This is a genomic window from Larkinella rosea, assembly GCF_003858635.1.
In the GTDB taxonomy this organism is placed as follows: Bacteria; Bacteroidota; Bacteroidia; order Cytophagales; family Spirosomataceae; genus Larkinella; species Larkinella rosea.
Genome location: NZ_RQJO01000007.1, coordinates 1,765,138 through 1,776,755, shown reverse-complemented (window position 1 = coordinate 1,776,755; position 11,618 = coordinate 1,765,138). Strand labels below are relative to the sequence as shown.

The following is an 11,618-nucleotide window of genomic DNA, read 5'->3' as shown; positions in this document are numbered from 1 at the left end:
ATCATTTCACAATCTTCAATTCATCTTTCACCTTTCCATCCTTGTCGAAGCTCTTGTAAACCAGCGTCTTTCCGTCGATTTTCAGGTGCTGGTACAAGGGCCCGTTCTTGTGTCGAATCACGGCGTACTTTTCATCCGGCCATACTTCGTGTTCACTCGGAATACCAATCGAAATCGTATAAATCGTGCCCTGAGCGGGGGAGGAGACCGGTTTTTCGGCAAACATCGGTTTGGTGCGCTGGTAATAATGCACGTGGCCGCTCATGACCATATCGACGTGGTATTTGTCAAATAGGCTGCACCATTCCCGGCGGATGTCTTTGTAATCTTCCTCAAAATTGTAGGGTGGAAAGTGGAAAAACGCCAACTTCCAGTCAGCTTTCGAATTCGCCAGTTGCTCTCTGATCCAGGCGGTTTGCGCTTCAATGGGCGAGGTCGCATCGATCATCAGAAAGAGGGCGTTTTGGTACGTGAACGCATACGTTTGTTCGGACGGAACATCCTGCGATTTGGGTCCGTTTTTCGGTAAACTGAACATTTCCTGGTACATCCAGGCACCCAGGCCGTCCTGACTGTCGTGGTTGCCGGGAATGGGCATAAGCGGTTTTTGCCGGAAAATCCCGCCGGAATACTGCCAGAGTTCGTCCCATTCGTTGCGGTGCAAACCAGTACTGACCAGGTCACCCGCAATGGAATAAAACGCGATTTCGGGGTGTCGAACGAGCGTTTTTTGCGCCATGGCTCCCCAATCCGGCGATTTGTGGGTGTCGCCAAACCAGATGAATGAAAAACCGTCTGGCGATGCCGATTGTGTTTGGAATGAACCCACTTCGGACCAATTGCCCGACTTCGAACCGACCCGGTAACCATACGTCTCGCCCGACTTTAGTCCGGTCAGGTTCCCGGTGAACCGATTTGCAAATCGATCATTCTGCAACAATCGGTCCTCCATCCGAAACGCCGTTGCCGTAGTCGTCAACGTATCGGCAGAACCCTTCATCCAATACTGCACCACGCCAGCCGAAACCGTCGAAGCGGTCCGCCATTGGACGTCCATCGTACTCTTCGGATCTCCGCTCCAGGTCAGCAGCATCTGATCCGGTTTGTCGGATGAAGGCGTAGCGGTTTTTCGGAATGCTCCGACCAGATGCGCTTCCCGCGCCCGACCCCGAATGGTTTGAAAGAGCGTTTGCCCGCGCAACGATTCCGGTACTTCGTTCAACGTCAGGTCGCTCCAGTCGTGGTAAGTGAATGCCCCGATCTGCAAGGTGTCCAGGGTTTGGGAGGATGGAAAAACGTCGGAAATCGTTACGTGATCCCCCGGTTTTTGCGGCCCGACGCTGATGAAATACACTGGCCGGTCCTTGTCGAAACCGTTGATTCCCAGTTCTATTTTGCCGGCATCGAACGCTTTCTGCCAGACTTCGTAGGTATATTCCTCGTTTTTAACGACCAGATCGGTTTTTTTGAAACCGCCGTTTTCCAGCCAGAATGGCAGCACTTTCTGTTCCTGATGCCGCATCAGCGAAACTGTTACCGGCACATCGACATCGAAGGTGAGATACTGCGTGCCCAGCACTTTTTTCTCGTCTTCCGTCAGAAAGTTGAGGACGTACGATTGGCTAAGTGTGTCAAGCTGTTCCGGTTTAAGTGTCTGATAAAGTCGGGTTACGGCATCATCCATGACGGTTTTAACGGAGGTAGTGGCTGGCTTGGAATCGGTTCGGCAGGAGGCCAGAAACAGGAAGAACCCCAAACCAAAAAGGAGGAGAAATGAACGTTTCATGGAGGTTGTATAAGGCACTTAAAAAACCGCTGACAGGAAAAACACCGTATCGACGGCTTGGTCCTGTCAGCAGCAAAAGGATAATTTTTAAATCGAACTCGGTTTCAAAAATACTTCGTCATTGTCGGACACGAACATCCGGGTGCTTTCGGTGTAGGTTCCACCGTTCGGATCGGCATATTTCAGGTCAACATAAAATGCGTGATAGCCAGAAGCCGGGAAAGCTTCTGAAACGTCCACTTTTGCTTTGTTTTTGATTCCCAGGCTTTTGCTGGTCCAGGTTTCGTTCCGAAAATCCGTATCGGTTGAATTGGCCGACCAAACGATCACATCAACCAGCGCATCCGAGGTGGTCTTGATCGCAACATCGACGCCTTTTTTCGTGCTGGTTGCATTCCATTTGCAGATCGGGTACGACTTTTTCGCCATTGTCATCCCAAAGAATGCGCCTAATCCTTCGAATGCCGACTTACCATCGCCCAGGCTATGCCCCGCATTGGGTACGTAGTGAATCATATTATCGCCCGGAATATCGTCGTAATAATTTTTGATATTATCCACCACCCAATATTCATCGTTGGTACCCATAATAATCATTTTGGGCATCGTTAAATTCTTGCGGTACGAATACGGATCGACCATCGTATTGATCGCATTTCCACTTTCAGTACGGGCCGCCTGCGGAATACCCAATTTGACATAATCTTCGATCTGAACGCTGTACTCTTTCCACACTTTTACCTGGTAATCGAGACTAACCGGCATGTTTAAAATATCGATAACCATCGGCGCAATGGCCGTTACGCGTTTGTCATTTGCACCGGTTAACCAGGTGGTCCAGCCACGTTTCGAAGCCCCCGAAACCACAAACCGGGTGATGTCGTGTTTCAGTGTCTGCTTCGAAAATTCCTGCACCGCATCCATCGCTTTGACGGCACTTTTCACCATCGGAAACAGCAGCGGCCAGGTATAATCACCGTCTTTTTTGAAATTATGAAGCGTATACGAAATCAGCGCATCTTCCGTCAGGTTATTAAAAAACGGCTGATTGGGCGTCTGGCGCAGCAAGGTAACGATCGCTTTGTTTTTAAGGGCAATTCCAGCCAGCCCCTGAATCACCTTGTCATCTTTGCCTTTGTCGTTCCAGTTTGGCTGTTCGGCTTTGTTGGAACCACCGGTAATGAACAGCAGCGCACCGTCGTACTTGTTCTCTTTCGGAACCAGAACCGTCAATTGATGACGCCAGGTAAATTCCCGCCATTTCTGCGACGTCAGCAGCAAATTATAAGCTTTTACATCACCCATATCGAAGGAATCCTTCAATTCCCATTTGTAGGATTTGTCGTCGTTATTCAGGTAACTCTGGAGTGCCGTTTCGGGAGTTATGGCTTTCTTTTTGGGTGAATCGAACGACAGAAAGGTCAGGGTTAACAAAAAAATAAATGGAGTTACGAATCGTTTCATGGTGGTTTTTAGTCTTTAGTTGTTAGGGGATAATTTTTAGGGTTTTGATGAATGTATTCACTGGTTATTATTCTGGTTTTGGACTTTCTGCTACCATTTTTAAAGCCTGTTCCATGTAAATTTCACCGGTCATTTCGCCTAAACTGGTTCGGCTGATGTAATCGTACCGTTTGAAACTGTTGAAGTCGACTTTGGTCAGCATGTAGCCGAACGCATCGTTGGTTAGTCCGAACAGAAACGGAAATTTCGTATTCATGTGGCGTTTGACGTAAAAACCGATGTTGGGTAATGCTTCGCCCGGAATGCTCAGGATTTGCGCCGGACCGATGTTCAGCAGGTTCAATTGGGCAGTCACTTTGTCGGAACTGTTCAGCTTGTAACCCAGGGGCGAGTTTTTGAGAATGTACTTCATCATGTCCGACTCGATTGGGAACTCGATGGACCGACTCGTGCAGTAGAGCGACGGGTTTTCCAGTACCTTTGCCGGGCCAACAATCCGCAGGGCTTCCTCGCCCAGCAGTTCGCCAATCCGGATGCATTCTTCCCAGGTGTTAGCTTCGGTGCCGCCTTCGCGCCGGACGTCCGCCGTTACCATACCGCCCTGCGCTCCGTTCATGAAAATAGCCATGCCACCGGTTTTTGACTCGATTTTATCGTAGAGCGGACCGCACAAATCCGGGCTTAGAATGCCCCGACCCGAGCCGATGACTTCGGGATGAATGGCGTAATTGACCAACGTAACAATTGGTTTTCCGGTTGCCGAAAGGGCCTGAATGACCCCACAGCGTGGGTCGTATAATTCGTCGGCGTAGTAGTTAAAAGCAATCTTCCCTTTGGCTTCGCCAACTGCAATTTTCAGCGTCGCTGGTTGCAGTTTAGCTACGGCCTCTTCCACCGCTTCGGCAATTTTTTTAACGCATTGATCGAGGTACGGCAAATCGGCCAGGGCTTTTCCCGACTGGTCCGGAAAACCGTACGCATCCGGTCCGCTGTGGGTATGTGTGGCGCCAATCAACACATTGCCGGGTGGAATGCTTTTGATCAATGCCCGCGATTTGTTTCCCAAAACTGATGGCCAGCCCAGGTTATCAACACTGACAATCGCCACCCGGTTTGCTCCCTTTTCCAGCACGAACGCCCGAACGAAAAGATCGCCTTTTTTCTCCGTGGCTTTTTTAGGAGTTCCAATACCGCCCGAAATGGGTAGTAGTGGATTTGGGGTAATAACCCGAAGTGCTGCTCCGGCCCGAAATTGCTGGGCGTGAACGCAATACGTAAACAATGTTAAAACAAAACCAACGAAAAGGGCCTTTTTCATGGAGGTATTTCTACAAGACAAGAGAGTATAGACAAGAGAGTAGAGAACAAATAGCAATCCTCAAGGGTGTTCGTATCTTTTCTCTCTTGTCTATACTCTTTTCTCTCCCATTCAGGCTATCACCACGGTTTCCCGGTTCCCTGCAACACCCACGGTTTCGACCAGGGGCTGTTTTTGCCATCAGCTTCTGAATTGGGCGTCAGTTCCAGGCGGCCCAGGGCGGCATCGGAATTGGCTTTATTCAGGTTGCGTTCGTCGAGCATGTAAAAAAATCGGACGGGCAGTACTTTCCGCTTCGAATTGGGGCCGGTTTTCAAAACCGGGAAACCGGTCCGGCGGTAGTCGAACCAGGCTTCGGTGGCAGCTGTCCAGCTCGCCATCCACTTTTGTTCAACGATTTGCTGCTGCGTTCCGTTGTAGGCAACGCCTTTCTGGGCGATGTATGTCGCATAAGAACCGGAAACACCCCAGGTTTCCAGCGATGCCTTGATGGCGGCTTCGTAACGGGCTTTGGCGTCGCCCGCGGCCCAGCCTTTCTGCGCGGCTTCGGCCAGGATAAAATTCACTTCCGATGCCGACATCAGCCGGGCTTTCAGCAACGGACCTTTGGCCGCCTTGTAAATGTCGTTCAGCCACGAAACGTGCGGATTTTTAGCGGCCTGCTCCGCCGTAGGGCTCAGGTTGTAGGCGGCTCCACCGACGATGGCGGTGGGCAAACCGACGTAATTGGGGTCCGTGTTGACCTCTTTCCCCACCACTTTGTCAGGTGATAGGTAGCGTTTACCATCGACAATCTTGTCGGTTCCGGCGGGCAGTGTGGCATCCACGATCAGCGGGATCTGCACCTTATTGGCCCAAATGGGCAGACGGGGATCACTCACTGCCAACAACGCCTTGACAAATGTATCGCTCATTTTCAGCCGCCGGTAATTACTTTCGCTTACATCGTATGTCGCGTTGGCAGGCCACGAATCGCTGTTGCTGTTACCGGCAAACGCCATGGCAGCGTCATCGGCCGATGCGGTAATGATCGGGTACTGGGCGGCATTGGCGACGATTTTCTCGATACCGGCTTTAGCGACATCCGGTTTTTTCAGCGACAGCCGCATGTAATACCGCAATGCCAGCGAATTGGCCAGTTTTCGCCATTTGGCGGGGTCACCTTTGTAATAGACGTCGGCCGATTCGGCGGTGCTGTTATAGGCGCTTTTGGCTTTTGACAGCAGTGTATTGGCTTTTTCGAGATCGGCCAGAATACCGGTGTAAATGGCTTCCTGCGTATCGTAAACCGGAAAGGTATTTTCTGCCCCACCAGTCGCGCCCTTGAGCGCCTGGCTGTACGGCGCATCACCCCAGAGATCGGTAATGAGCCCAAACACCATCGATTTCATGACCAGCGCAATGCCCTGGTGCAGTTCAAAATTCAGCTCGACCGAGCGGTTGTAGACGTACTGGTTGTTCCGCAGAATGTCGTAATAGCTGCTCCAGCTCTGGCTACCGCCCCAGTCGTATTCATTGTGTGAACCGGCCCAGCCGTCTTTCTGCGTGTGCTGCATGACTCCGGCGATGTCCTGGTACCCCAGATTGACAAACGCTTTTCCGGTTTCGGTCAGAACCGTCGATAACACCAGGTTTGGGTGGGCTGTGGATGGCTCCACGCCATTGGGATTTCGGTTTACCTCCGTCAAATCCCGGCAGGAAAAAACCGTCAGGGCTACGAGGCAAACGAAGGAGATGTATTTAATGGCTGCGATTTTCATAGGATCGAGTAACTTAAAATGTTAAACCAAGACGGAAACCAACCGGAATGACCCAGGGCGTGACATTGTTTCGTTCAATGCCTTGCTTAAACTGAATCCCGGATGCCTGCACCCCCGCTTCGGGCTGAAAAGCCATTTCCGGGTCAATGCCGATTTTGGCGGCCGTCCACAGAATAATGTTCCGGCTATACACCGAAACGTTCGCATTTTGCAGCCCAATACGTTTCACCAGGCCCTGCGGCAACTCATAGCCAAACGACACCTCGCGGAGTTTCAGGAACGACGCATCGAACATGACCGCCCGCGAGAACCCCCAGGAAGTAGCCCCCGCAAAAGGCAGGATCAACGTACCCGGACCACCTAAATTCTCTTTGTAACCCGTTGGCTTTCCGGTTTCATCATAGCCCGTTGCCAGCACGCCCGGAATGAAGACCCCGCCGTGGGGCAAGGTATACGGACCGTATTTGAACGGATACCCGCCGTAGTCAGGGGTTGGTCCGCCCACAAGGGGGAAATTGTTTCCGTTGATCAGGATCATCTTGTCCTGATTGGCCACTAAATAATTACGTAACGCATCGCCGGTCAGGCCGTTGGGGTTGATCAGTTTATCCAGAAATAACTGCGAACGCCCGTCTTCTTCGCCGTACCGGTAGGTTTGCGAGACAAAATCCCCGCCGTTCCGCCAGTCGAAGGTCATGTTCAGGCTGAAACCGCGGTAGGTAAGCGACGTTTGGGCGCCCAGAATAAACCGGGGGTTGAAATTACCGATTTTGTTCTTCGTATTGATGGCATCGATGGCCTGCCATTTCCCGGTCTGGTCGAGAATCGGATAGCCGTAATAGGGCGAATTCTTATCTTCGACCGTCACGACTTTGGAATCGTAGATATCGCCGATTTCATCGCCTACATACGTCCAGGCCCCGCCTTTGGCATCGGTCCAAAGGGTGAAATAGGGAATGTCGTCGGCCAGTCGTTTGATGGTTGTGCGGTTGCGCGTCAGGTTGGCATTCACATCCAGTCGCCAGCCATTTTTTTCGAGCGGGGTGCCGCCCAGCGAAAATTCAAATCCTTTGCTGACCAGCAAACCGGCGTTGATGTTCTTGGACGTAAAACCGGATGAAGGTGGGAGAAGCGAGCTCAGAATCTGGTTGCGGTTTTCCGAATTGTAATACGTGGCGCTGGCCCGCAGGCGGTTTCGGAACAGATTCAGGTCCAGCCCAAATTCTTTTGACGTGGCAATTTCCGGTTTTAGACTCGAATTCAGCAAGATTCCCGGTACGTTCAGGCGCGGAATGCCGTCCCAGGTTCCGGCGTTTTCGAGGGTGCTGAGCAGGGCATACGGATTAGCGTCGTTCCCCACCTGCGCAACCCCGGCCCGGAGTTTCAGCATACTGATGGCGTTGGAAACCGGCAGCATTTCGTTCAGCAACACACTCAGCGAAGCCGAGGGGTAAAAATAGGAACGGTTGGAAGCCGGAAGCGTACTCGACCAGTCGTTTCGGGCGGTCAGGTCCAGGTAAACCATGTCCTTGAAACTCAGGTTGGCCAGCGCATACAGGCTGTAAATAACCCGTTCATACCGGGTACTGTTGAAGTCGAGGTTGGCCGGGGCAATGTTCTGAATCGTGAACACACCCGGCACAATCAGACCGGTTCCGGGTCGGCTGGCGGTCGTGAGATTCGAACCTTTCTGGTACCGATAATTTCCACCCACGGAGAACGTTGCGCCGAAATTATTGAACTCTTTTTTGTAAGTACCCAGAAAATCGATGTTGCTTTCAAAGGGTTTGATGTTGATCAACCCGTAGGCTCCGCGCGGGTCGTTGACGTAGCTGTTGGCGATCCTGGTTTCGCGCTCTTCCGAATACGTATCGAGTGAATACCGGCCCATGAAGCTCAGGTCCTTCGTGAGTTGCCAGTCGGCTTTGATGTTGCCGAAAAGCCGGTCGCGGGTAAAACCGTTGTTGATTTCATTCGCCAGAAAATAGGGGTTGTTATACAGTCCGTTGTACGGCGTCCGTTGCTGCAGGCCAACCTGGCCCGGCATCCAGTAATCGCGCAGGTCCCGGATGTCGATGTGGGGTGAAATGTTATACGCAGCCTGCAACGGGTTCGCACCCCGGTTTCCGGCGGGTCGGTTGTTCGAATTATTCCGGCTGATGTCCAGGTTCGTGCTCAGACGCAACTGGTTGCTGAGTTTCACCGATGTGTTCAGATTCAGCGTGTTTTTGAACAGGTCCGAATTTGGAATAATGCCCCGGTTTTGCATGTTCGAATACGAAAGCCGGTAGGTGATCTGGTCGTTGCTGTTGGCAATTGAAATACCGTTGGTGGTAGTAATACCGGTTTGTACAAAATTCCGGACGTTGTTTTTGTGCGACACCAGCGGCATCGGAATCGGTTTCCCGTTGGCGTCGAGCGGGCTGTTCCACTGCACTTCCTCGTATCCCTTGTCCAGAGCCGCGCCGTAGGTCGCGCCAATTTCCTCCTGAATCAGTTTTCCAAACGGATTGGTCAGGGGGTTTTTACTGACCGACACCGGAATGGCCGAATACTGCCCCGGACCAAAACTGGTCTGCCATTTCAGAAATTTATACGGTTGGTCAAAAACCGTGTTGGACGAAATGGTTACCGTCATTTTCTTGACTTTCGAGCCGTTTTTGGTCGTGATCAGCACCACTCCGTTTCCGGCGCGGGTGCCGTACAAAGCCGCGGCACTGGGGCCTTTCAGGATCGAAATGCTTTCGATGTCGTCGGGATTGAGGCCCGAAATGGCGTTGCCGTAATCCACGCGGTTGTCGGTTCCAATCTGGCTGACGTTGTTGAGCGTATTGGCCAGCGGAACGCCGTCGACCACGAACAGCGGCTGGTTGTCGTTACTGAGTGATTTGGCACCCCGGATCACCATGCTGACCGACGAACCGGTTCCGCCGGTTTGGTTGATTGTGACACCGGACACTTTCCCGGCCATGCTGTTCAATACGTTTTCCTGAACAACGCGGGTCAGGTCTTTGCCATCAACTTTGCCGACCGAGTAGCCCAGCGAGCGTTCTTCGCGTTTAATCCCGAGAGCGGTTACGACGGCTTCCTGCAAGGTTTCCGCACTTTCTGTTAGAGTAACATCAACGGTACTGCGGTTCCCGACAACAACTTCCTCGGTTTTGTACCCGATGTATGAAAATACCAACACGGGGTTCGTTCCGCTGACGTCGAGTGAAAACCGCCCGTTGTCGTCGCTGGTGGTTCCGATCTGGGTGTCTTTGATCAGTACGTTGACGCCCGGAAGGGGTGAATTGTCCGTGCCTAGTCTGGTCTTACCACTGATTTTTCGGCCGGATTGGGCCAAAACCGGGGAGAGACAAATCCCCAGCAACCATGTGGTGACAAACAACCATTTGAGTGAATTAATAAACGTTTTTCTCATAGAAATAGGTTGAATTGAATAGTAAGATAGGAAGCCGAAATATAACTATTATAATGCAAAAAGGGTGGAATTTCGTCCACCCTTTTTCTGATAATTGCTTCATTTAGTATGCGGTATGCGGTTTTCAGTTTACGGTTGCCTGCAAGACTAACGCGAGATTGCTTAAATGAATTAGCTACCGGAAACCGACAACTGTAAACCGAAAACCGTAAAGCTTACCACGGCTTGCCGGTTCCCTGAATCAGCCACGGTTTCGACCAGGGGCTGTTTTTGCCCTGTGCCTGTGAGTAGGATGTGGTTTCCAGCTTATCCGCAGCTGCCGTCGCGTTTTTGGCGTTGATGTTCATTTCGTCTTTCATGTAGTAGAAACGAACCGGCAAAACCGCCCGTTTGGCCGCGGGGCCCGCTTTCAATTCCGGAAAACCGGTCCGGCGGTAGTCAAACCAGGCTTCGGTAGCGGCTGTCCAGCTGGCAATCCATTTTTGCTGGATCACCTGCTTGATCGTTTTGTCGAAAGCAACCCCCGGATTGGTGATGTACGTAGCGTATGCGCTACCCACCGTCCAGGTATTGAGCGACGCTTTGATTCCGGCTTCGTAATGCGTTTTGGCATCGCCAGCAGCCCAGCCTTTCAACGCTGCTTCGGCCAGAATGAAGTGAACTTCAGCGGCCGAAACCAGTCGCGCCTTCAACAGTGGGCCTTTGGCCGCTTTGTAGATATCGTTCAGGAACGATACGTGCGGATTGTAGGACGTCTGACCCGGCGTTGGGTTCAGGTTATAAGCCGACGGCAGCGCCGAAACACTCGGTGGCAGACCCACATAATCCGGATCGGTATCGATGACGGTCGTTCCCACTTTATCCGGTGACAAATACCGCTTTCCGCTAACGATTTTGTCGGTACCTGCCGGTAACGTTGCGTCAACAACCAGCGGAATTTCAACCTTGTTCGCCCAGATCGCCAGACGGGGATCTTTCAGCGCCTGTAAGGCTTTTACGAAAGGAGCGCTCATTTTGATCCGGCGGTAGTTGCTGCCACTGACGTCATAAACGGAGTTGGCGGGCCATGACGTGCCGTCGCTCGTTCCGGGGAAACTCATGGTTGCGTCTTCAGTTTCGACTGAAATGATCGGATATTGAGCCGCACCCGCCACAATTTTCTCGATACCAGCTTTGGCTACGTCGGCTTTCTTGCTCGAAATCCGCATGTAATACCGCAGCAGGAGTGAGTTCGCCAGTTTCCGCCATTTGGTCGGATCACCTTTGTAATACACGTCAGCTTCGTCAACAATGCTGGTATACTCGGCTTTGGTTTTTGATAACAGCGTGTTCGCTTTTTCCAGGTCGGCAATAATACCCGTATAAATGGCTTCCTGCGAATCGTAGGCTGGCGTAATGTTTTCAACTCCGCCCAATTCGCCTTTTAAGGCAGTCGTATACGGCGCATCGCCATACAGATCCGTGATCAATCCGAATACCATTGACTTCATGACCAGCGAAACCCCCTGATGGAATTCGAGTTTCTGCTCAACCGCCCGGTCATACAGCAACTGGTTGTTCCGCAGAATGTCGTAATAACCGCTCCAGCTTTGTCCGTCGGTCCAGTCATAGTCGTTGTGGCTGCTCGACCACGCATCTTTCTGCGTGTGCTGCATCACACCGGCGATGTCCATGTAACCTAAGTTGACAAACGCTTTACCGGATTCCGTCAGCACCGACGGCAGCAGCAGGTTGGGGTTCACCGTTTCGGGCGCAACACCGTTCGGGTTTACGTTCAGTTCGGTTAAATCCTTACAGGAAAAGAAGGTAGTTAACAGAGCGACGAAAACGATGGATTTTTTAGATAAGATCTTCATGGGTATGAAG

6 protein-coding genes are annotated in these 11,618 nt (G+C 51.7%); all 6 read right to left on the bottom strand.

Going from position 1 to position 11,618, the window contains the following annotated elements:
* Position 1: 1 nt before the first annotated feature.
* The 6 genes from EHT25_RS07425 to EHT25_RS07400 all read right to left on the bottom strand — a co-directional run bounded on the left by EHT25_RS07425 (position 2) and on the right by EHT25_RS07400 (position 11,608).
* A complete protein-coding gene (locus EHT25_RS07425; RefSeq protein WP_124872823.1) occupies positions 2–1,786 on the bottom strand; it encodes a purple acid phosphatase family protein in 1,785 nt (594 codons plus the stop codon).
* Between the two features lie 87 nt (positions 1,787–1,873).
* A complete protein-coding gene (locus tag EHT25_RS07420; RefSeq protein ID WP_124872821.1) occupies positions 1,874–3,250 on the bottom strand; it encodes a PhoPQ-activated pathogenicity-related family protein in 1,377 nt (458 codons plus the stop codon).
* Positions 3,251–3,317: 67 nt separating this feature from the next.
* Positions 3,318–4,568, bottom strand: coding sequence for a hypothetical protein (locus EHT25_RS07415; RefSeq protein WP_124872819.1), 1,251 nt, complete (start codon positions 4,566–4,568; stop codon positions 3,318–3,320).
* 119 nt (positions 4,569–4,687) lie between these two features.
* Positions 4,688–6,328: a SusD/RagB family nutrient-binding outer membrane lipoprotein gene (locus EHT25_RS07410; RefSeq protein ID WP_124872817.1), complete on the bottom strand. Its 1,641-nt coding sequence runs from the start codon at positions 6,326–6,328 to the stop codon at positions 4,688–4,690.
* A gap of 13 nt (positions 6,329–6,341) precedes the next feature.
* Positions 6,342–9,752 carry a SusC/RagA family TonB-linked outer membrane protein gene (locus EHT25_RS07405; protein WP_124872815.1) on the bottom strand — a complete coding sequence of 1,137 codons (3,411 nt, stop codon included), beginning with the start codon at positions 9,750–9,752 and terminating at the stop codon, positions 6,342–6,344.
* Between the two features lie 215 nt (positions 9,753–9,967).
* Positions 9,968–11,608 (bottom strand): SusD/RagB family nutrient-binding outer membrane lipoprotein, encoded by a 1,641-nt coding sequence (locus tag EHT25_RS07400; RefSeq protein WP_124872813.1) that lies wholly within the window; start codon positions 11,606–11,608, stop codon positions 9,968–9,970.
* Between the last annotated feature and the right edge of the window lie 10 nt (positions 11,609–11,618).

Coding starts and splice junctions, on each gene's coding strand:
- EHT25_RS07405 (WP_124872815.1), bottom strand. CDS start 9,752: ATGAGAAAAACGTTTATTAATTCACTCAAATGGTTGTTTGTCACCACA.
- EHT25_RS07420 (WP_124872821.1), bottom strand. CDS start 3,250: ATGAAACGATTCGTAACTCCATTTATTTTTTTGTTAACCCTGACCTTT.
- EHT25_RS07400 (WP_124872813.1), bottom strand. CDS start 11,608: ATGAAGATCTTATCTAAAAAATCCATCGTTTTCGTCGCTCTGTTAACT.
- EHT25_RS07415 (WP_124872819.1), bottom strand. CDS start 4,568: ATGAAAAAGGCCCTTTTCGTTGGTTTTGTTTTAACATTGTTTACGTAT.
- EHT25_RS07410 (WP_124872817.1), bottom strand. CDS start 6,328: ATGAAAATCGCAGCCATTAAATACATCTCCTTCGTTTGCCTCGTAGCC.
- EHT25_RS07425 (WP_124872823.1), bottom strand. CDS start 1,786: ATGAAACGTTCATTTCTCCTCCTTTTTGGTTTGGGGTTCTTCCTGTTT.